General features: G+C 37.8%; 19 protein-coding genes. 10 read left to right on the forward strand and 9 right to left on the reverse strand.

The features are described from left to right. Positions 1-7: 7 nt before the first annotated feature. The 5 genes from EHQ47_RS19220 to EHQ47_RS19975 are packed head-to-tail and all read right to left on the reverse strand — an operon-like array spanning position 8 to position 5413. On the reverse strand, positions 8-2521 hold the full coding sequence (locus EHQ47_RS19220) for a glycogen/starch/alpha-glucan phosphorylase (RefSeq protein ID WP_135777888.1): 2514 nt from the start codon (positions 2519-2521) through the stop codon (positions 8-10). A gap of 52 nt (positions 2522-2573) precedes the next feature. Then, positions 2574-3038, reverse strand: coding sequence for a DUF192 domain-containing protein (locus EHQ47_RS19225; RefSeq protein WP_135748663.1), 465 nt, complete (start codon positions 3036-3038; stop codon positions 2574-2576). A 3-nt stretch (positions 3039-3041) separates the two neighbouring features. Then, on the reverse strand, positions 3042-3818 hold the full coding sequence (locus tag EHQ47_RS19230) for an enoyl-CoA hydratase-related protein (RefSeq protein WP_425269593.1): 777 nt from the start codon (positions 3816-3818) through the stop codon (positions 3042-3044). Between the two features lie 5 nt (positions 3819-3823). Next, entirely contained in the window at positions 3824-5191 is a 1368-nt protein-coding gene (locus EHQ47_RS19235; protein ID WP_135748661.1) for a PP2C family protein-serine/threonine phosphatase, read from the reverse strand. Continuing rightward, positions 5192-5413: a hypothetical protein gene (locus EHQ47_RS19975; RefSeq protein WP_425269592.1), complete on the reverse strand. Its 222-nt coding sequence runs from the start codon at positions 5411-5413 to the stop codon at positions 5192-5194. Between the two features lie 139 nt (positions 5414-5552). On the opposite strand from EHQ47_RS19975, the gene EHQ47_RS19245 reads away from it, so the two are divergent. From EHQ47_RS19245 to EHQ47_RS19290, 10 genes are all read left to right on the forward strand, one after another. Then, positions 5553-6578: a hypothetical protein gene (locus EHQ47_RS19245; RefSeq protein ID WP_135777890.1), complete on the forward strand. Its 1026-nt coding sequence runs from the start codon at positions 5553-5555 to the stop codon at positions 6576-6578. Continuing rightward, entirely contained in the window at positions 6538-7866 is a 1329-nt protein-coding gene (locus tag EHQ47_RS19250) for a hypothetical protein (protein ID WP_135748659.1), read from the forward strand. The genes EHQ47_RS19245 and EHQ47_RS19250 overlap by 41 nt, the downstream gene beginning before the upstream one ends. Before the next feature lie 100 nt (positions 7867-7966). Beyond that, complete coding sequence (locus EHQ47_RS19255; RefSeq protein WP_135748658.1) at positions 7967-9715, forward strand: methyl-accepting chemotaxis protein; 1749 nt, start codon at positions 7967-7969, stop codon at positions 9713-9715. Positions 9716-9722: 7 nt separating this feature from the next. Continuing rightward, entirely contained in the window at positions 9723-10226 is a 504-nt protein-coding gene (locus EHQ47_RS19260; RefSeq protein WP_135777892.1) for a chemotaxis protein CheW, read from the forward strand. 3 nt (positions 10227-10229) lie between these two features. Next, positions 10230-12110: a chemotaxis protein CheA gene (locus EHQ47_RS19265; protein ID WP_135777894.1), complete on the forward strand. Its 1881-nt coding sequence runs from the start codon at positions 10230-10232 to the stop codon at positions 12108-12110. Continuing rightward, positions 12107-13150, forward strand: a complete 1044-nt coding sequence (locus EHQ47_RS19270; RefSeq protein ID WP_135748655.1) for a protein-glutamate methylesterase/protein-glutamine glutaminase — start codon at positions 12107-12109, stop codon at positions 13148-13150. The genes EHQ47_RS19265 and EHQ47_RS19270 overlap by 4 nt, the downstream gene beginning before the upstream one ends. Then, a complete protein-coding gene (locus EHQ47_RS19275; protein ID WP_135750013.1) occupies positions 13147-14403 on the forward strand; it encodes a sensor histidine kinase in 1257 nt (418 codons plus the stop codon). The genes EHQ47_RS19270 and EHQ47_RS19275 overlap by 4 nt, the downstream gene beginning before the upstream one ends. Position 14404: 1 nt before the next feature. Continuing rightward, positions 14405-14764: a response regulator gene (locus EHQ47_RS19280; protein ID WP_135749036.1), complete on the forward strand. Its 360-nt coding sequence runs from the start codon at positions 14405-14407 to the stop codon at positions 14762-14764. Positions 14765-14771: 7 nt separating this feature from the next. After that, complete coding sequence (locus EHQ47_RS19285) at positions 14772-15134, forward strand: response regulator (RefSeq protein WP_135777896.1); 363 nt, start codon at positions 14772-14774, stop codon at positions 15132-15134. A 2-nt stretch (positions 15135-15136) separates the two neighbouring features. Then, the gene (locus EHQ47_RS19290; RefSeq protein WP_167483318.1) at positions 15137-17623 is read left to right on the forward strand and encodes a PAS domain-containing sensor histidine kinase; all 2487 of its coding nucleotides are present in this window, start codon (positions 15137-15139) and stop codon (positions 17621-17623) included. Here the strand turns inward: EHQ47_RS19290 and purM are convergent. From purM to EHQ47_RS19310, 4 genes are read right to left on the reverse strand one after another with little or no spacing between them, the layout of a single operon-like run. Beyond that, positions 17616-18641 carry a phosphoribosylformylglycinamidine cyclo-ligase gene (gene purM, locus EHQ47_RS19295; RefSeq protein ID WP_135750014.1) on the reverse strand — a complete coding sequence of 342 codons (1026 nt, stop codon included), beginning with the start codon at positions 18639-18641 and terminating at the stop codon, positions 17616-17618. The genes EHQ47_RS19290 and purM overlap by 8 nt on opposite strands. Beyond that, on the reverse strand, positions 18634-19443 hold the full coding sequence (gene murI / locus EHQ47_RS19300) for a glutamate racemase (RefSeq protein ID WP_135692446.1): 810 nt from the start codon (positions 19441-19443) through the stop codon (positions 18634-18636). The genes purM and murI overlap by 8 nt, the downstream gene beginning before the upstream one ends. Next, positions 19444-20745, reverse strand: a complete 1302-nt coding sequence (locus EHQ47_RS19305; RefSeq protein ID WP_135748402.1) for a pyridoxal phosphate-dependent aminotransferase — start codon at positions 20743-20745, stop codon at positions 19444-19446. Between the two features lie 5 nt (positions 20746-20750). Further along, the gene (locus EHQ47_RS19310) at positions 20751-21878 is read right to left on the reverse strand and encodes a S1C family serine protease (RefSeq protein ID WP_135748403.1); all 1128 of its coding nucleotides are present in this window, start codon (positions 21876-21878) and stop codon (positions 20751-20753) included. Positions 21879-21880: the final 2 nt, after the last annotated feature.

The raw sequence follows: 21880 nt of genomic DNA on the forward strand, positions 1-21880 counted from the left end.
TGTCGATTCAGTTTTGTGGCAATTTGTAGATAGTTTTTGGTGGAACTGTGTCAAGAAGAGGGACCCTCCAGATATCCTTGGCATACTCCCGAATCGTCCTGTCAGAAGAAAACTTACCTGACCTGGCTACATTCAAAATGGATTTTTTTGTCCAAGTGGTTTCGTCCAGATAATCTCTCGCCACCAAGTTTTGGGTTTCGTCATAGGCATTAAAATCAGCCATCAGTAGATAATTGTCAGTATAATACAAACTATCATAAATGGGTCCAAAAATTCCTGGTTCACCCATAGAGAAGAAATTCTCCCGGATCATGAGAAGTACCCGGTGCAGTTCATCGTTTTTGCGTATGTAATCCGCTGGTTGGTATCCTGCTTCTTTCAAACGAAACACTTCTTCTGTATGGAGTCCGAAGATGTAAATATTTTCAGGCCCCACTTCCTCAAGAATTTCCACATTGGCCCCATCCAAAGTTCCAATGGTCAATGCACCGTTTAACATAAATTTCATGTTACTGGTTCCAGAGGCTTCGGTTCCTGCAGTTGATATTTGTTCAGATAGATTGCTGCCTGGAATGATTTTTTCTGCTAAACTCACTCTGTAGTTTGGTAAAAAAACCACTTTCAATCTTTCCGCCACATCGGGATCACGATTGATGACCCATGCCACGTTATTGATGAGTTTGATGATGAGTTTGGCCATATAATAACCAGGGGCAGCCTTACCACCAAAAATTACGGTTCGTGGTGTCATTTCACGAGATGGATTTTCTTTGATCCTCCTATACAAAGCAATCACTCTCAAAATATTGAGTAGTTGGCGTTTGTATTCATGAAACCGTTTGATTTGTACGTCGATGAGTGATTTTGGATCGATGGTGATTCCTGTTTCACTTTTGATGAGTTTCGACAATTCATCTTTTGCAGTCTGTTTTACCATTCGCCAATCATTTTGGAAATCGGCTTCATCTACAAAGGATTCTAATTCTTTTAATTTCGAAAGATCAGTCGTAAATCCGTTTCCAATTCGTTTGGAGATTAGGTTCGCCAAACTTGGGTTTGATTGGAGTAACCAACGACGTGGGGTGATCCCATTGGTTTTGTTATTAAATTTTTCAGGGAAAACTTTGGTAAAGGCCTGGAAAATGGTTTTTTTGATAAGTTCCGAATGAAGTTCGGCAACCCCATTGACCCGATAAGATCCAATGACAGCCAAGTTTGCCATACGAATCCTTTTTTCATTTCCTTCTTCTATGATGCTGACTCTTTGGATTTCCTCATCGGACAAAATCCCTTTGTTCCGAACCTCAGTCAAAAACCGGTGGTTGATTTCATAAATGATTTCTAAATGTCTTGGAAGGAGTTTTTCAAAAAGTTCCACTCGCCATGTTTCCAAAGCTTCTGGCAAAACCGTATGGTTGGTATAAGAAAAAACTTTAGTGACGATCTCCCAAGCTGGCTCCCAATCCATCTCTTCATTGTCGAGAAAAATTCGCATTAGTTCTGCAATCCCAATGCTTGGATGGGTATCATTCAATTGGATGGCTACAAAGTTAGGAAGTTCTTTCAGATTTTGATTCGATTCACGATACTGAATTAAAATATCTTGGAGAGAAGCACAAACCATAAAGTATTGTTGTTTGAGTCTTAGCACCTTTCCTTGTTCGGTGGTGTCATTGGGATACAATACTTTGGAAATATTTTCGGAAATAGATTTATCTTGTACGGCTTTCATATAATCACCGTGGTTAAAATAATCCAAATTAAATTCTTCTGAAGATTTGGCGGCCCAGAGCCTTAAATAGTTCACCGTACTCGTGTTAAATCCAGGGATGGGATAATCATGTGCAGAAGCAAGAACCGTTTCATCAGGAACCCAATCATGTTGGATTTTTCCTTTCCCCGAAACCCTTGTTTCTGTATGACCAAAAAAACCAACAGAAAAGGAAATATCTGACCTTACCACTTCATAAGGAACCCCGTCTGCATCCCAGTGGTCGGGCATTTCCAATTGGCTTCCATTGGCAATGATTTGGTTAAAAATTCCATAATCATATCGAATTCCATACCCAAACCCAGGGACATTCAGTGTGGCCATTGAATCTAAAAAACAAGCCGCAAGCCGGCCAAGGCCACCGTTACCAAGTCCTGCATCGGTTTCAAATTCTAAAACATCCGTTAGTTCAAAACCAATCCCTCGAAGCATCACTTGGATGGTTTCGTATAACCCCAGATTGATGAGAGCATTCATAAGAGTGCGGCCCATTAAAAATTCTAATGAAAAATAAAACACTCGTTTGGGATTTTCATTACGATAACGTTCGTGAGTGACATTCAAACGATCGATTAAAAAGTCTCTGATGGTATGTCCAAGTGCTTTGTATATATCTTCGTTTTTAAGATTGAATCTGTTTTTGCCAATGGTATATTCCAAATGGTGGGCAAATTGTTTTTCCATCGAAGCCAAGTCGGCTTTTTGTTCTTCTGATAAAAGGGTAATTAAACGAGGATTGTTGACAACCATGCTAAAGGATGGTAAAGAACCCGAGAAAGAGATTCAAGTAAAAAGAAAATTTTTAATCGCGAGCGCTGACCTTTCGTTCCAAAGTAAGTACTGCATCTTTCCCGATTTTATGTTTGGCGAACCAACCTTGGTTGACTTCCAAAGCATACATCGCCGGTTTTCTTGCATTATAAACTTCTTCGGTTTGGTTGGGTTTCATATCGAATGATTCTAAAAGTCGCATATCTTCTGAAAAATAACCAATCGACAAAGGGATAAGGGTGTTCTTCATCCAAAAACTTAAAAAATCGGAACGAGGAAAAACAAAAAGCATTCCTTCATCCTCTCCGAGTTTCGTACGATACATAAGACCTGTGGCTCTCGTAGAAGGAGTGTTGGCAATTTCTAATTTCAAAACACGGTCAGCTACACTCCCGAAAAGAACCTCGGGAGTATTGGTTTGTGACGGAAAGGATTCTGCCTGTTTACAAACAGAAAGAATAAGTAAAACGAGTAGAATTCCAATCCGTGTTTTCATAGATTAACCTTTGAAGTTTGGTTTTCTTTTTTCGAGGAAAGCAGAAAGACCTTCTTTCGTTTCTTCGTCGGCAAACCTTCCACCAAAAAGTTGTTTTTCCCAATCCAATCCACGATCCATATTGGTTTCTAAACCTTGGCGAATAGCAGTTTTTGCCGCCTTAATCGCGTTAGGTCCACGAGACAAAATAGTAGAAAGTGTTTTTTCGGATTCGTTTAATAACTCTGCTGGGTCGACAACCTTATTGATCAGGCCAAGTCTATATCCTTCGTCCGCAGAAATCATATCCCCGGATAGAATGAGTTCTGTAGCTCTTCCCACTCCAATGAGTCGAGGAAGTCTTTGGGAACCACCAAATCCTGGAAGTAAACCAAGTGTCACTTCAGGTAAACCTAATTTGGCAGAAGCTACCGCATAACGGATATCACATGCCATAGCCAACTCCATTCCTCCACCCAAACAAAATCCATTGATAGCAGCAATAGAGATAAGATTTGATAATTCCATTTTTCTAAAAACAGTTTGTCCAAGTTCAGAAAAAGCCTGTCCTTCCCGAACATTAAACTCTTTCATTTTAGCAATGTCTGCCCCAGCCACAAAAGCTTTTCCCTCTCCAGTCAGAATGAACCCTCTTACGGCTGGATTGGATTCCAATTCTTCCACCATCTCACCGATCTGTGTGATGACTACGTCGTTCAGTGCATTTAAGGCCTCTGGCCTTTTGATGGTAACAAGAGCAAAATTGGATTTAATTTGGATATCTAAAAAAGACAAATGAATTCTCCTTATTCTTCTACTTCCAATATGAGAAACATGGTGTCATCAGAAAAACTATCGAGTCCGTAGTTGGTTTTTAATTCGGTGAGTAACCTAAGTTCCAGTTCTTTGATATTAGAACTTTGTCTGTGTCGATTGAGAAGTGCCAGTAGGCCTTCAGTTCCCAAGGAATTTCCTTCTGGATCTGTCGATTCAATGAGACCATCCGTATAAATAAAAAAACGATCACCTGAAGCAATGGGCATTGTTTTTTCGGAAATTGGAGGGATTTTAATATTGAACCCAAGAATCGCACCTTGGGTTTCCAATTCCTGAAAGTCTTCCCCTTTGTGTGCCAAAATCAAATAGGGATGGCCTGCATTTCCCAGGGTTAATTTTTTTTCGATAAAATCAAAAAATAAATAAATAGCAGAGGCATGGTATTTGTTTAAGTCATGAGCCAAACGATCATCTAAATAATCCATGAGTTTGGCTGGAGCTGTTTTAAAACGATAAGGAATGGTGGATACAAGGACTTTCATGATGGATGCAACCATCGCAGAAGAAATTCCATGACCTGCCACATCGGTTAAAAAAACTCCAACGTTTCCTTCCCGGAGTTGTACAAAATCAAAGAAGTCACCACCGATGACATTGGGACTTTTTCGATAATAAGTAAAAGCAAGACTAGGAATTTTGATATTACCAGGGAAGAGTGCATCTTGTACTTTTTTTGCAAGTTCTAACTCGTGTAACATAAACCTTCTTTCTTCCGAAAGATTGTACATGTCTGTTGTGTCTTTTCGTTTGTTTAAAACAAAAACAGTTCCGAGAGTCGCACTCCCCCAATACACTAAAATCAAAAAGTATTTACTAAAAAAAGAAAACTGATCAGAAACAGAAGAAGGTAAATTAAATATATAAACAATATGTAATATAGAAAAATAAAAAGCGCTCAGGATACATGCCTTGGGATCAAGCCTTGTGCTATACAAAAGAATGGGAAAAATAAAAGACATGAGATAGGAGTTTAATAAATAAAAACTCCCAAGGGATGGGAAGGAATGGATTCCCAACATAAAAACTACATATACAAGACCATCTCCTACAAACCCACTGAAGTAAATGACTCTTTGGATCGGAATATTTTTTGTATAAAACTGTAATAGTAGAATCAGCCGAGCGATCGATACACCAAGAAGATACGGCAAAATTCGCATTTGGATTTCGGAAAACGGAGGTGCAATTAATAAGGAATAAACAATGATATGAGTGATAAAAATATAAAAGGTATATTCTTTATCATAGCGGGCTTCTACTAACTTTAAAATCTCCCATTCTGATTTAGTAGGTTTACGAAAGATTTCTTTAAAGTATAAATAAAACGAACGTGTCAATCAGGGTTCTCCCCATACCAAAGTTTGGATCTCTGATCCATTCAAGGTGATGGTGAAAGGTTTTCCGGAATCCAAATACTTGTCCATTTGATTCGCAAGTTCGAACGCTTTTTTCTCATCTTCCATTCGGAAGAAAAAAGGGTGAGACAGGGCCTTATAATTGTAGGGGAATCGTTCGGAAACAATGAGTGTCACCCGGTAATGGTCGGGCCTCCTTTCCATTACAATATGAGAGACTTCTTTTCTAGTTAAAATCCGAACATCAGGTCGTAAATTCCACGGATTGATTTCAGCGAAAAGGATTCCGGGTAAAAAAAAGCATAGACCAACAAATCCTTTCATATAGAAATACAATCGGCAAATGCGAACGAATCCTTACATCATATCCCTCTTTCCTTTTCTTTTTTGGGTCTGCACACCCAATTCATTTTCCCTTCCCGAAAACCCGTATGCCAGTTGGGCAAAAAATAATATTGGATTACAATCAAAGAATCTTCCGCAGATCCAAGGCAGTTGGAATACAAGAGTTTATCCTTTGGATTCCAAACGGTTGGACACTCTCACAAACATCAATGCCATCGATGGAATTGCAGACGTTCCCAAACCCACTAAGGATTTATCTCCCTGGAAAAAAGAACTAGGCCAAATGAATCAATCCATGCCAAAAGAACTCAGTAGGCTTTTGGATTCTTATGTTTACGGAATATTTTTTGTCACAGACTTAGGTTCCACAGGACTCACAGGGATTGTCAGAGATGAGCAGGGAAAACCAATCGGTGGGATCTTATTTTTAGATTCGGGTCTCCTCATCCAAGGTTGTAATGACTGGGCCACAAAAAAAGAATCTACAGCTTTTTTACCTTCTAAGGAACATTCCATCCAAGTCCACTTAGATGATTCTAATTCCAAAGAAATTGCACTTCGATTCATCATCTTACATGAGTTAGGCCATATTTTATCCATCGTTTATAAACAACTCCCCGATTTTTCAGAAGCACAAAGAGATTTTAGAAAATTTCCTCTCTTCGATGGAATATGGTGGTCGGAAACTGAGTCTCCCTACGAAGCCACTTTTTTTCCCGAAAGAAACAAAATCAAATTTTACCAAAGTTCTCCAACTCTTTCCTTATTTCCAGAAGGAAAACTAATTTATAAAAAACTAACCAATACTGGGTTTGTTTCGTTATATGCAGCAACAAATGCAGATGATACCTATGCAGAAGCATTTGCACAATATGTACATGTGTTTTTATACAAAAAAGAATATAAGGTTATCCTAACTTCCAATGGAAATTCGGAAACAATCCTCCTCGATCCGATTCGAAAAGAAGGAGGGAGAAGATTTCGTGAAACATTCCAAAACATTTTTGCAAATCAAAGTCCTTAGTTTTTTATTTCTGATTCTTATCATAACGTCCCCTACTTGGTCGGAAACAAAACTCGATGAAACAAAACCTCTCCTCATTGAAACGAATACAGAAATTGTATCGGACTTTCTTTGGAGAGGAAATTCCTTCGCAGGGGAAGCCGAAAACCGTAGGAATGGTGCCACCTACCAAAGTTTTACTTATGCCCCAGCTCTCCAACCCAGTATCAATGTTTGGTCACCGGAAAAAAAATTCCAATGGTCCCTTTTTGGAAATTTCCAACTAACAAACAGAGACGATAGAGATTCGGATAGGCGTATATTCCAATCAAAACCTGGTGGTGTTGGGCCTTCTTATTTGGGAGAAGAGGCAAAATTTTATGATCCGTACGACCAGGACCCTTGTGTTCGTTCCATCCAAGAAAGAATCTCAAACGGCGGAGAAGGAAACGATCCTTGTTTGGGATACAGTCCAAATGGTGGTTATGGTCCGAAAAAAGAACCAAACGGTAACAAACGATCGGACGGAATGTTTTTTTCCATGAGTTATCATTTTGATCCCAGTCGTTATGGAGATTTTGTGGTTGGGATTTGGTTTTATAATACATTCCAAAAAACACCCAATTCAATTCTTGCTCCGAACACTCAGAAACAAAATCCTTATGTTTCAGGAGGACCATCTAACATACAAAATGCGAATAATCCTGACGCCATCACACGGCTTGTTTGGCACGAATACTTTGTACAATGGAAACTTCCCTTTCTAAAAATAGTGAAACCTACCCTTTCCTACTACACGCAGTATTCTACTGAGAATGGCGGACTTATGTCCGGAAAAAATTATCTTTCCTTAAGTGCTTCCTATACATTTCGAGAAGAAGAATTTTTTCGGATTATGCCTCATTTCAATTTAGGTTATGCCATGAGTAATAATGCGGTTGATAATCGCAACGGAATCCAAGACATCACCACATCCACTTCCTTTTTCTTTGGTGATTTTTTTATCAAACTAGCACATATCTTTCGTCCGGACCTCTACCTTTGGGACACAAATAATTATTATGGATATGCGGGAGGTGATCCCAACAAAGCACACTGGAACCGAAGTTCAGAAGATGGAAAAGTAACCAATCCTTCTCGGATTTATGGTGCGGACAATACCTCAATTCTTAACTCAATCGAACAGATCAATACCGGGAATTCCCTTGTGGATGCATTTGCAAAAACTTGGCTCAGAGAATCATATACCCTACAAAAAATCCCATCTCATTTATTCTATGTTAGCTTAGGATATTCAAAAACATTTTAGTTCCACTTTGTCCGGTTTGTTTTTTCCTAATTTAATATTAGGAAAGGCTTGACTAACCCAATTCATAAATTAAAATTCCGTCCACCTCTAGGGAAAAACTATGAAATGGATTCACGATCTTAAAATTCGAGTCAAATTACTTTTGGCTTTTATGGTAACCATTCTATTGATGATTGTTGTCGCAGGAGCTAGTTTCTATTCGGCACGTCAAATTTTAGCATCACTTCATACTGTGTTTGAAGATCGAGTGGTGCCAATTAGCCAAATCAAAGAAGTTTCTGATGCCTATTTGATTGGAATTGTAGATTCCGCCAATAAGGTCCGATCCAAAAAAATTACAGTGGAAGAAGCACTGGAATCAATTAGAGAATCAGAAGCCAAAGCAGATGCAGTTTGGAAAGTATATCTCGGAACCTATCTTGTTCCCGAAGAAAAAGCGATCATTGATCAGATGGAAAAAGAATTTCCCCCACTCAAAGCCGGGGTCAAACAACTCCGCATCCTCCTAGAAACAAGAAACGAAGTCGAACTTGAAAAATTTGTCACTGTGGATATGTATCCCATCTTTGAACCACTCACACACCACCTAGATGATTTGATTCGTGTTCAATTGAAAGTGGCCAAAGAAGAATATCATAAATCAGAAGCACAATTCAAAAGTTCTTTAGCCATTGTCACTGCAGTAGTTGCCATTGCTTTTGTTTTGGTGTTTGTCATTGCGATCTTTTTCTCCGATTCCATTGCCGCTCCTATGAAAAAAATTGTAGAAGTTGCACAAACCGTTTCCATCGGAGATTTGGATGTTGATTTAGAAACAAAACATAAAACTCATGGCAATGCAAAACACTTAGAAGGAAACGAAATCCAACAACTTTCACAAGCCTTTATGGAACTTGTTTCTTTTATCAAAGAACGAGCCGAACACTTAGAACGGATTGCTAATTCTGATCTCAGTGCAGATGTCACACTCAAATCTGAACGAGACCAATTGGGTTTAAGTTTACGTCGTATGCTCATTAATTTGTCTGATGTAGTGGAAAAACTATATTTTTCCTCACAAGAAGTGGATTTGGGAGCACAACAATTAGCGGATGCCAGCACTTCTCTTTCAGAAGCAGCCAGCGAACAAGCAAGTGCTGTAGAAGAAATTTCAGCAACCCTCACGGAAATCAGTAACAGTTTCCTTGCAAATGCAGAAAATGCAGAAAGGATGACGGAATTTTCAGAATCAACCGCAAAACAAGCATTAGAAGGAAATTCAAAAATGAAAGATCTCGTCTCTGCAATGGGAGAGATTAGTAATTCTTTTGATCAAATTTCAAAAATCAACAAAGTCATCAATGATATTGCATTTCAAACCAATATCTTAGCACTCAATGCAGCGGTAGAAGCGGCAAGAGCAGGACAACATGGGAAAGGATTTGCTGTCGTCGCAGAAGAAGTTCGAAATCTTGCTCAAAAAAGTGCAAATGCTGCTGACGAAACCACCCTACTCATTGAGTCTTCGATGAAAAAAGTAAAACTAGGAAATGATGCTACTGAAAAAACAGCCGAAGTTCTTGGCCAAATTTCAGATAGTGCTGAAAATGTAAGTAATCTCACAAAAGATTTAGCATTATCCATTCATGAACAAAAATCTGCCGTTTTACAAATCACCCAAGGAATTGACCAGGTAACAACCGTCACATCAACGACTGCTGCATCTGCGGAAGAAGTGGCCGCCTCCAGTGAAACCCTAAAACGACAAGTTGAAATTATGCGTTCTGTGATCATGAGTTTCAAATTGAAAGATGATGGGGCCAAATCAACAGCCCTCACTCGGGTCGAAAGACCAAGAATCGTACTGTAGGCCAGTGATGAGTCAGCAATTAAAATCATGGGACATGGACGCAGATGAAGATACCATGAAAGATTTGTATCTTTGTTTCAGTTTGGAAAATAGGGATTATGCTTTTGAAGTTCGCCACCTAACAGAGATTTTGGCTCTACCAGCCATTACTACAATCCCTGGAACGGCACCTTTCCTAAAAGGTGTAATCAATATACGGGGAAAAATCATACCAGTGATGGATGTTCGAATGCGATTTGATATTCCATTTAAACCCTATCACGAAAGAACTTGTGTACTTCTTGTTGAGTTGGATGGTTTGCCTCTTGGTTTGATCGTCGATACTGTAAACGATGTTTTGCGGATTCCTTCAGAAAATATAGATTTAGCTCCAAAAATTGGAGAATCCAAATCCTCTCGTTTCATTTATGCAACAGGAAGAGTGGGAGATTCGGTAAAAATTCTAATCAATCTACAAAGATTACTAACGGAAGAAGAAACTGTTTTGATTAAGGACATTCCGGGAAATTAATCCATGGAAAGAGACGATGTATTAGAATATCTTCTAGAAGCACGGGAAACACTTGAAAACATCGAAAAGGATCTACTCCAATTCGAGAAATCAACGTTAGATGGAAGTCTCGTAGAAAGAGATCTACTTGATACATTATTTCGACATTTCCATACTATTAAAGGAAGTTCTGGTTTTTTTGGATTATCCGCTATCGTAAAAATGGCACATGCTGCCGAAAATCTTCTCGATTATTTGCGTAACCATCCAGAAGCGCAAGATGAAGATACTTTAGAACTACTCATCACGGCCCTTGACCACTTAAACGAACTAGTGGAACACGAAGAATCATCTCCTTCTGGTGGTGATTTTTATAAAGAGGAACAAACTCAATTTTTAAAAAAACTAAACGAAAAAAATGATTTAATCCGACTGAAACAAATTCAAACAGAAGAATTCGCTGAACCCAAACAAGAAGAATCTGAGTTTGGATTGTTTTCAGAAACAAAGTTGAGCGAAAATTCAAACGAAGAATTTGGATTGTTTTTAGAAAGTTCGGATCCAAATCCAAAAGAAGAGTTTGGTCTATTTACAAATGATTCTGAACAAGCACCGAAAGAAGAGTTTGGACTGTTCGCAAAAAAAGAAGAAACACTGGGGAAAGAATCTCTTCAAAAAACAGAAGAGATTTTAAAAACGGAAAAAAAACCTGTAATCAAAAAAGACATTCGAATTGATACCGATAAACTGGATTCTCTTCTCGACATTGTTGGGGAAATTGTCATCACAGAGCCCATGGTAACGGATCATCCCGATATCACAAAACTCAAACTTGAAAACTTTCAAAAAACAGCCCTACAGTTAAAAAAATTAATAAGAAACCTTCAGGAAATCACTCTTAGTTTACGGATGGTTCCGATTGCCGGAATTTTCACTCGAATGGAACGTCTCGTGAGAGACACCGCCAAAAAAACAGGCAAACAAGTGTTACTGAGTATCTCCGGAGAAGATACTGAAATAGATAAATCCATCATAGAAGAAATGTATGACCCCTTAGTTCATATCATTCGAAATGCCATTGATCACGGATTAGAGACACCGCAAGAAAGAAAAGAAGCTGGCAAACAACCGCAAGGAACGATCCAACTAACAGCAAACCAATCTGGAAAAGAAGTTTGGATTGAAGTCCGCGATGATGGAAAAGGTCTCAGTCGGGAAAAAATTTTAAATAAAGCCGTATCACTTGGACTCATCCACCAATCGGAAACAGAAAACTTGGAAGACAAAGATGTTTGGGAATTTTTATTTCATCCTGGATTTTCTACTGCAAACCAAGTAACAGATTTATCAGGTAGAGGTGTTGGTCTAGATGTGGTTAGGAAAAATGTAACCACATTAAAAGGATTTGTTGATGTATTTTCGAACTATGGATACGGGACAACATTTCTCATTCGAGTTCCTTTGACTCTTGCCATCATTGAAGGACTTGTGGTTCGTAAATCGGACACTTATTTTATTTTACCTTCCATTGATGTAAAGGAATCCATGTATCTTTCCAATGAACCAATCAACGAATTATATAAAAACAACCATAGTATTCAATATAGAACCAACCAGATTTCCATTGTCGATATAAACTTACTATTTGGAAAAGATTCTGAATTAAACGACCAAAGATCCCTGAAAGAAAAATACTTAATCGTTACAGAATCACACGAAAAACAAATGGGAATTGTTTTTGATGAGATCTTAGGAAACCAGTCAATTGTAATTAAACCCATATCACCAATATTTAAAAATATCAATGGTCTTGCCGGCTGCACCATACTCGGCAACGGTCATGCAGGTTTAATCCTCGATGTAAGAAAACTCATTAGCAATCATTTATCGTCGGTGACTATATGAAAAAACACACAGTCATTGTTGTGGATGATCAAAAATCCGTACGCAGTATGATCAAACGTTGGATTGAATCCGATCCAAATTGGGAAGTGATAGGAGAAGCAGCAAACCCTTTTGAAGCCAGGGATCTCATCGTAGAAAAACAACCAGAGGTTATGACCTTAGATGTTCATATGCCAGGAATGGATGGAATTGTTTTTCTAAAAAAACTTCTCCCACAATACCCAATGCCAGTCATTATGTTTAGTTCCTCCACCACAGAAGGTGCTAGTATAACATTGGAAGCATTGGAAGCAGGAGCCTTTGATTATGTTACCAAACCAATAGGCACTCCTGAAAGTTTAGCCGAAACCAAAGAAGATTTACTCTCAAAATTAAACGAAAGTCTAAACTACAACATAACGAGAGTTAATATTTACCATCAAACAGAACTCCCAAAAACAAAAAAAGAACACCAAAGAACTACCTTCAAAAGAAAATTTATTTTCATTGGATCTTCCACAGGAGGAACAACTGCGTTACGAAATTTATTAAACGACGTGGATGAAACATTTCCACCTATCCTAATTGCACAACATATGCCTGAAAACTTTACTTCATTGTTTGCGCAACGACTCAATTCTGATTTAAAGGTGCAGGTGAAAGAAGCAAAAGACAAAGAAGTTTTACAAACTGGTCATGTGTACATTGCTCCAGGGAATTATCATCTTGGGATTCAAAAAATTGGTGCAGAGTATTATACAAAAATATTCCAAACAGATAAAAAAAATGGGCATAGACCTTCTGTGGATGTTTTATTCGAATCTGCAAACGAATTAGGAATCGCAGAGAATAGTATCGGCATTATACTCACCGGAATGGGTAGCGATGGAGCATCTGGTCTATTGGCATTAAAAAACCAAGGCTGTCTCACCATTGGACAAAACAAAGAAACCTGCGTGGTTTACGGAATGCCAAAAGTTGCCTACGAATTAGGAGCCGTCACATACCAAGTTCCCTTAAATACAATAGTAGAAAAAATTAAGGAAATTGCTTCATTATGATTCCGCATAGTTTGTTATTTGAAAGCGAAAACACAAAACAAGTCACAGAATTATTAGAAGAAATCAATTACACTTTTGAGAGAGTCAATCAATTTGAAGAAATTGCAAAAACTTTGGAAGATGGAAAATTTCACTTTCTTATATTTCACGTTGCAGACATTACAAACGACGACGATCAAAAGAAACTTACAGAACTCACCAAACATTTCCCACAAACACTGATTCTTATCATCACTGACAAAACCAAATGGGATATCACAGCTTCCTTGTTAAAACAACATATGGTTTATGATTTTATCCAAACACCGATAGAGACAAACCATTTCCAATTTACCTTAGATAGATCTCTTCAATACCTTTTAACAAAACTAAAGTCTCAATTCATCAATGAAGCAGAGAATCATCTCTACAAACGTATGGTTGAAATCTTTGATTGGAAAAAATCCCTTTCTCACAAAGAAAACGAAAACATTGCCTCGGACATCATTCACCAAATGAATATCAACCTATTCCAAGGAAGTGGCATTGGAACCTTAATGAGTGTTGTCAGCATTCTAATTTCCAAAGGGAAACTGGATGAAGAAGGGAAAAATTATTTCATACCCAAAGCCATTATGGATTTATTATCTGAAAACTATGACGCTGCAAAAAGTATGTTTGATAGTATGTCCATTTCGCAATCGGTCATCGATGACGAAACCATAGTTGAAAACAAAGAACCCCCACAAAAACTTCTATCCATTATCAACAGAGAAATGGAAATTTTAAATGAAGCTCTCGAAATCAAATCACAAAAATTCAATTTAAGCCAAATCCCAACTTCCGCTGTAGACAAAAAAATTCGTTTTGATGAAACAAAACTCTCTTATGTGATCAGAGAAATTTTACTAAATGCTATCAAATATTCGAAAGAGAAAGATATAATTTATCTAATCTTTTTTCATAAAGAAAACTTTTTAGAATTAAAAGTAATTAATCCTGCCTATCAAAATAACGATGGAACAAACGGAATCCCGGAAAAATTTGAATCCTTCGTTTTTGAACCTTTTTTCAGAATTTCATCTGTAGTTGATGATAGTTATGCAAAATTCGAACAATTCAGATTTGGGCTTGGGTTGCCATTGGTAAAAAAAATTTTAGACCAACATCAATCCAATGTTCAAATTTATAATATAGAAAATAACTTTAGAAATGAAAGTACAAAAGATATATGTTTAACGATTCGATTTCCATTATTTGAAGAGGAGAAATAAAATGGCAAAAATTCTAACAGTCGACGACGCACCAGCGGTTTTAAAAATACTAAACCTGGTCTTAACAACAGAAGGACATGAAGTTACCTCAGCTACAAACGGAACAGATGCACTCCAAAAAATTGAATCATCTAGTTTTGACATAGGTATTTTTGATGTGAATATGCCAGGAATGACTGGGATTGAGTTAACGGAAAAAGCTCTCAAAACAGACAATGGTAAATCTATGAAAATCGTAATGCTCACAACTGAATCCAGTGATGAAATGAAAAATAAAGGAAAGGCAGCAGGTGCCGTGGGTTGGCTTGTCAAACCTTTTGCAAACGAATCTTTAGTGAAGCTCATTTCTCAGCTAACATAACCAAACGATGGCATCTATCCTCGTAGTCGATGACTCTTCTGCAGTTTTAAAGATTGTACGATTGGCCCTGAGTAGCCAGGGCCATACAGTCATTACCTGCGATTCAGGAGAAAAGGCTTTAGAAATTCTAAAGGCAGACCCATCCATTAGTCTTGGAATTTTTGACTTCAATATGCCGGGACTAAGTGGGGTAGATTTAATTCGTGAAACTAAAAATAACGTAATTACCAGCAATTTTAAATTATTAGTTTTATCTGTAGAAAACAAACCAGAGATTATTTCTAACGCCTTATTCCAAGGTGCAGATGCCTGGATGTTAAAACCATTCAACAACGAACAGCTTATCAAACAAGTAATGGAGCTTCTATAATAATGTTGTCGTTTGAAGTAAACGTAATCTTTGCAGTTACCATTATTTCTGTAATATTTAATACTTCATTAGCATTTATAATTTACTTTTTATCAAAACACTCCAAATCTGAAGTAAAACTAGTCTATACTGCGATTTTTTTAGCTGTTCTCGTATTTAGAAACTTTGCACTTTACCTCTTTGGGGAAGAAAACCAAAAGATCTTTTTTTTCTTTTCAGAAAGTTGTTCCATTTTTGGTTCTTACCTTCTGATTGTTGCTGTTTCCCCCATCGCCACTAAAAAAATCAAACAAACTTATTTATACTCCATTTCCATATTTACCTATGTACTCTTCGTAACTCTTCTCCTAACAGAGATAAGTTTTTTTTGGATTGCATTCCCATCTTCCCTTTTTAATGCAACCGCACTTGTTTTATTTGGAGTCATTGTTTACAAACTAAACACCTACCCACAAGCATTTCGAATTTTCTTTTTAACCATTTGTCTAACCATTGCCCTCCAAAGACTTTCCTTTCCTTACCTTTTCACTTTAGAATGGTATAGACCAATTGGTTATATCATCAATACCTTGTTTATGTTTTTATTTGGAGTAGGCTGTATTCTTTTTAATTTCAACGTTCAAACAAAGAAACTAAACTTATCATTAGAAGAATTAGAACATTTGCAAAAAACTATCAAAGATGTAAATGTACGCCTTCTCATTATGTACAATCAACTTCCTGCCATCATATATAATATTGAATTTTTACCTGAGCCGAAAACCTCATATATTAGTCCGAAAATGGAAGAAATCACGGGGTATGGCCTGAATTTCTTTTACGAAAATCCAGATTTTTTTAGAGAGATTGTCATCCCTGAAGACCAACACAAAATCGCTGAATTGTTTGCTGGCAATTCACCTGTGATCCTTCGGATGATTCACGCCAATGGTTCACTCATTTGGACAGAACATTATGTGAATGTTTCCTTTGATATACTCGGAATTGAAAAACGTATCGATGTAGTTGCACTAGATATTACAAAATCAAAAAAGACAGAAATCTCTTTGTTACAGGAAAAAAATTTAAACAACACTGTCTTCGATAATGCGGCAAATCTAATTTTGTTAACAGATGCGGAGGGATTGATTGAAAGTATCAATTCTGCTGCTGAAACCATTTTAGGAATACGAAAGATAGATGTTTTAGGAAAATACATCCAAGACGTAATTTTATTACCAGAGGACAGAGAATATCTCAAAGATGTGTTAGATGACGTCAACGAAATTCAAAACATTGCTGAGAGTTTAATTTTACGTTGTGTGACCACAACAAACCAAATTCTATTTTTAGAATGGCGACTCGGAATCATTCGTGATAACCGCAGCGAACCTTCGAAAATCATTTGGATTGGGATTGATCAAACATCCAAACGTGCTGCAGAAATTGAACTCAAAGAATTAAATAAATCTCTCGAAGAAAAAGTGAAAGCAAGAACCAAAGAGTTACAATCCAGTAATTTTGAATTAAACTCTGCCCTTTTTGCCCTGAGAGAGGCTCAACAAAAATTAATCCAGAGCGAGAAGATGGTTTCTCTTGGACAGTTAGTTTCTGGGCTTGCGCATGAAATTAACAATCCGATTGGGATGATCAAATCATCAGTAGAGACTTTAATATCCGAATGGGAAGAAGAAAGGATCCAAGAAAAAACATTACGCATAAGTGAATTGATTCAGTTGATTCTTGAGACTGATGCCAGTGGACTTCGCATCATCACAGGACTATCAAATAGGCAAGCCCGTATGTCACTGACAGAAAGTTTCAGACAACATGAGTTACCTTTTGATGAAGATCTTGCCGAACTTTTTGTTGATTCGGGGATACGCAATTTATCTCACTCAATTATCTCTAAAATCAAACCAATCATTCGAAACAAAGAAGACTTCCAAATTTTAAGAAGAATTTTACTAGTAAAACAATCTTCAGAACATATATTATATTCAATAAAACGACTTTCAAAAATTACATACACACTGAAAAACTTTGCAGGATTACAATCCAACTTAGAACTTTCCGACTATTCTTTAACCGATACAATTCATTCAGCAGTTTCTCTTTATAAAGAACATTTTTTACGAGATATCAATCTTGTATTGAATTTAGAATACAGTGGGAACGTTCGTTGCATCCAAGGAGATTTAGTTCAGCTTTGGAGCCAAATCATTTGGAACTCCATCCAAGCGGTTGCCTCCAAAGGTACAATCCAGATTCGAAGTTTTAAAAAATCAGAAAGAGTTGTTGTAGAAATTCAAGATTCTGGAGTTGGAATTTCACCTGAAAACCAAACAAAAGTGTTTATGCCATTTTTCTCAACGAAGACAACCGGTGATGGCCTCGGGCTTGGGTTGTATTTAGTAAAAGAGATCGCCAATCGACACAATGCAAATGTAGAATTTGAATCTATCCCCGGAAGAACCGTTTTTAAAGTGAGTTTTCCTTTAACTATTTAATTGTAATTTTTTCTGTAGAATCAGTTTTACCAATCAAATAAACATCTTCACCAAGAGATTTTAATTCAGACATCACGTCTTCAGTTTGAGATGAATCAACTACAAGAATGTATCCAATTCCCATATTAAAAGTTCCATACATGTCATGACGATCCAATGCATAGTCTTTTTCTAATTTAGAAAAAACATAACTTTCAGGTAGGTGATTAATTTCTGCCCCAATCCCTTTAGGTAATACTCGTGGGATATTTTCATAAAACCCACCACCAGTAATGTGAACCATTCCTTTAATGGAAAACTTTTCGATTAAACTCATAATAGTTTTTACATAAATTTTGGTAGGTTGGAAAACATAATTTTTTAAAAAATCCAATTCCGCAGCAGAAGAAGGTAATTTTCCGTCTTTTAATAACAACCTTCTGATAAGCGAAAAACCATTGCTATGTGGTCCAGAAGAACCAAGCCCAATGATAGAGTCTCCAGCTTTGATTGTACGACCATCAATCATCTTTTGTTTTTCTACTACGCCAACAACAAATCCTGCTAAATCATATTCATCATCAGGCATGACTCCTGGATGTTCAGCCGTTTCCCCACCAACAAGAGCACAATCTGCCAACTGACAACCCTTAACGATACCGGATACTATGGCCTCCATTCTTGGTAAAAAGAGTTTACCACAGGCTATATAATCTTGGAAAAACAACGGTTTTCCACCATTCACAAGAATGTCGTTAACACACATTGCAACCAAATCAATGCCAACAGAGTCATGAATATCAAGTAACCTTGCAATTTGTAATTTGGTTCCAACACCATCTGTTCCAGAAAGTAAAATTGGCTCCTGGTAAGATTTTAAAAAACTAACATCATAACAAGCTGCAAACCCACCTAACCCACCTAAAACGTTTTTGTTATGCGTAGAAGCAACATTTGCTTTGATACGTTTCACAAACTCTTGCCCTTTTTCGGTATCAACGCCAGCTTCTTTATACGTAACTTTGTTTGAATTAGACATGGAGTTTTCCTGTAGTAGTATTAATGAGGGATAGAGTGTGGTTAGGAGTAATTGTTTTTGCAATCCTTCCTGCTAAATGAACATAGTCCGAATCAGAAGTATTCAAAAGAATATCCAACTGGTTTTTATTTTCATGGAAGTCAGGAAGATTCAAAACTCGTTTCATATGTAGTGTAGTGCCTAAATTGCCATCATAGACTTTCACTTTTGGATAATTATAAAGAATTCGTTCTTTTAGAAAAACATAGTGAGTGCAACCCAAAACAAAAACATCACAGTCCTTCACTACGGTTTTTATTTTTGAATCAAAAAAATCCCATGCATCTTCCCAGCGGTCTTTGTCGATTAGTTTGGCAAGTCCTTCACATGGAACAGGAAGGATCTCTGTTCCCACAGGGAAACCTGAAACCAAGTTTTTAAACTTTTCTTCCTTTAATGTTAAGTCTGTTGCAAAAACAGCAATTTTTACTCCAGGGTTCTCTGCCACTGCTGGTTTCAAAGCAGGTTCCATTCCAAAAATTGGGACCGAATGTTTTGTCCGTAAAAAATCTGCAGCTGCCGATGTTGCCGTATTACAAGCAAACAGAACTGCTTCACAATCTTTCTCTAACAAATATTCAAATGCATTTTTCGAAAGTTCCAATACTTCCGATTTGGATTTTTGACCATAAGGTGAATTGATTAAGTCACCAAAATAAATATAATCAATGTTTGAAGTTTCTTTCCAGAGTGTCCTTAAAACAGAAAGGCCACCAAGACCTGAATCAAAAATTCCAATTTTATATCGGCCCCGTGAATTCATCTAAGATGCTAAATACTTCCTGATATTGTCAGCGAGAGTTTCATAAATCCACTCGAACTTAGTTTCATCTTCTTCTAAAAGTGTGACTCTAAATCCATTTCGATTACAACAAAAGGAACTGAGCGGAACCACACAAATTCCAGCAGAAGCTAACAAATGCAATACGAATCTTCGATCTAGGGCTGCTTTTTCCATTAAAGGAGCCACAAAATCACGGACTTTTGTATTTGATATGGGAAGGGTCATGTGAGGTTTTAAAGCCCCGTCCTCAAAGAGAACAGTTAAATAAAAAGCACCTTTGGGTTGAATCACTTTAACACCAGGAATTCCGGTTAGAATCTTTGTTGCCTTTTCTGCTTTCTTTTTAAACTTCTGGTTTCTAAATTTTAGATGATTTAAAAATTCTGGATGGGAATAAACAAGTGGAATGGAAAGTTGAGGAAGAGTTGTCGAACAAACTTCCAACATCTTTGCATCTAACAATGACTTAATGTATCTTTCAAATGTTGGGTCATTTTTGCGATTAAAAACTTCTAACCAACCACAACGTGCACCTGGCCAAGGAAATTCTTTCGAAATGGATCTGAGTGCAAACCCACAAACTTTATCACCAATCACTTCAGATAAGTGGATACTTCCCCATTCTGAATAATTGACATGAGCATAAGTTTCATCGCAGATTAAAATGATATCATACTTTTCGCAGATTTTAACAATCTCCCGCATCACTTCTTTGGGGTAAACTGCTCCTGTAGGATTATCTGGATTGATGAGTAAAATCCCCGCAATTGAATCATTGTATTTTACTTTATTCTCAATGTCTTCTAAGTCAGGCATCCAATCATTATCTGGATTTAATTCATAAGTAAGATGTTCATATCCTGAATGTGCCGCTTCTGCGGAAGATAACGTGGAATAGGCGGGAGAAGGACCAAGAATCCTTGCTTCTCGTCTCATAAATCCAAAAATTTTTGCAACAGCATCTCCAAGACCGTTAAAGAAAAGAATGTCATCGGAAGTGATTTGCGCTCCACCACGTTCGTTGACTTTGGATGCTAAAAACTTCCGAGTGGTTTCATCCCCTTGTGTTGCCGTATAGGCCCAAGATTTATTTTGGGCCACCAGTCCACTGACAATATCCTTCATCCAAGTGGGAACAGATTCTCCCTTTTGGATGGGATCACCAATATTTTCCCAGGTGATACTAACACCCATTGCCTCAATTTGTTTGGCAAGGGCTACAATCTGGCGGATTTCATAAATGAGTGCATCAGCACCCGAGTGGACTATATTTCTTCTCATAAAATTTACTGGCCCTTTTTATAGGCGGCCTCGACCAAAGGGATCGATAATTCCATCTCTTGGGTATCCCGTAATATCTTCAACCGTAAGACGCCCCCGAGACCAACAAGTCCCACTTGTTCTCTTAAATCGTTGATATGACGGATTTGGAGGCCATTGGCACCTTCAATAAAGTCGTAACGCCGAAGCCCCCCTTTCTCTGCGGAAGAATTTGGTTCGATATCATAGACCAAAACACCCACAGTTTCCCCAGGAATTCCTAGTGATTTCCGGTGATCGGGAAGCGGGGCTGTGGCCATTACCCCCAGAGTCGCCGGCCTGATATTTTGTCCGACATTTTGTTCGATTTGGCGGAGAACCCGTTTGGCATAACTAATGGGGATGGCAAATCCAATACCTGCACTCGCTCCAGAGGACGAACGAATCATACGATTGATCCCGACCACTTCTCCATAAATGTTCAAAAGTGGGCCACCACTGGAACCAGGATTAATGGCTGTGTCCGTTTGGATATGGGTTTGCCCCGTTTCGTCCAAATCTTCTCGAGATTTGGCAGATACCACACCCACAGTAAATGTTTTTTCGAGTCCGTATGGTGAGCCAACCGCTATGGCCCAATCCCCTACTTCGATTTCATCAGAATTGCCAAGAAAAGCAGGAGTAAAACGGTCGTTACTTGGGATTTTCAACAAAGCAATGTCCGCCCTTTCGTGGCTTCCCACATAACGTGCCGGGAAAATGCGACCATCCGACATGATGATTTCGATGATCTCTGCATTTTTGATGACATGGTAGTTTGTAACAACAAACCCTCTCTCATCGATGATAAATCCACTGCCAATGGAAGAAATTCGATCTTCTCTACTTTCGCCAAAAGCATAAGGATGGAAAATCATCTCTGTTTTTTTTGTCCGAATCGAAACCACAAATTGTTGGGCTTCGCGGTACACATTGCGAAAACTAGTTTGGATCTGAATGGCCTGGCTTTGTTTGCTAGAAGAAATTGGTTTAGGAGATGCAAATAGTTTTGTGACAGCCATTCGAATCTCGGGAAAGAAGATGGCGAACAAAAGTACAAAAACTAAGGCAAAGTTAATGTAGACGACTGGCGGAATCGAAGTTTTTCTTTCCATAG

This window comes from Leptospira bourretii (genome assembly GCF_004770145.1).
Taxonomy (GTDB): Bacteria; Spirochaetota; Leptospiria; order Leptospirales; family Leptospiraceae; genus Leptospira_A; species Leptospira_A bourretii.

Excerpts from the sequence above, each read along its gene's own strand:
- EHQ47_RS19220 (WP_135777888.1), bottom strand. The coding sequence starts at position 2,521 with ATGGTTGTCAACAATCCTCGTTTAATTACCCTTTTATCAGAAGAACAA.
- EHQ47_RS19225 (WP_135748663.1), bottom strand. The coding sequence starts at position 3,038 with ATGAAAACACGGATTGGAATTCTACTCGTTTTACTTATTCTTTCTGTT.
- EHQ47_RS19975 (WP_425269592.1), bottom strand. The coding sequence starts at position 5,413 with ATGGAAAGGAGGCCCGACCATTACCGGGTGACACTCATTGTTTCCGAA.
- EHQ47_RS19245 (WP_135777890.1), top strand. The coding sequence starts at position 5,553 with ATGCGAACGAATCCTTACATCATATCCCTCTTTCCTTTTCTTTTTTGG.
- EHQ47_RS19255 (WP_135748658.1), top strand. The coding sequence starts at position 7,967 with ATGAAATGGATTCACGATCTTAAAATTCGAGTCAAATTACTTTTGGCT.
- EHQ47_RS19260 (WP_135777892.1), top strand. The coding sequence starts at position 9,723 with ATGAGTCAGCAATTAAAATCATGGGACATGGACGCAGATGAAGATACC.
- EHQ47_RS19265 (WP_135777894.1), top strand. The coding sequence starts at position 10,230 with ATGGAAAGAGACGATGTATTAGAATATCTTCTAGAAGCACGGGAAACA.
- EHQ47_RS19270 (WP_135748655.1), top strand. The coding sequence starts at position 12,107 with ATGAAAAAACACACAGTCATTGTTGTGGATGATCAAAAATCCGTACGC.
- EHQ47_RS19275 (WP_135750013.1), top strand. The coding sequence starts at position 13,147 with ATGATTCCGCATAGTTTGTTATTTGAAAGCGAAAACACAAAACAAGTC.
- EHQ47_RS19280 (WP_135749036.1), top strand. The coding sequence starts at position 14,405 with ATGGCAAAAATTCTAACAGTCGACGACGCACCAGCGGTTTTAAAAATA.
- EHQ47_RS19285 (WP_135777896.1), top strand. The coding sequence starts at position 14,772 with ATGGCATCTATCCTCGTAGTCGATGACTCTTCTGCAGTTTTAAAGATT.
- EHQ47_RS19290 (WP_167483318.1), top strand. The coding sequence starts at position 15,137 with ATGTTGTCGTTTGAAGTAAACGTAATCTTTGCAGTTACCATTATTTCT.
- purM (WP_135750014.1), bottom strand. The coding sequence starts at position 18,641 with ATGTCTAATTCAAACAAAGTTACGTATAAAGAAGCTGGCGTTGATACC.
- murI (WP_135692446.1), bottom strand. The coding sequence starts at position 19,443 with ATGAATTCACGGGGCCGATATAAAATTGGAATTTTTGATTCAGGTCTT.
- EHQ47_RS19305 (WP_135748402.1), bottom strand. The coding sequence starts at position 20,745 with ATGAGAAGAAATATAGTCCACTCGGGTGCTGATGCACTCATTTATGAA.
- EHQ47_RS19310 (WP_135748403.1), bottom strand. The coding sequence starts at position 21,878 with ATGGAAAGAAAAACTTCGATTCCGCCAGTCGTCTACATTAACTTTGCC.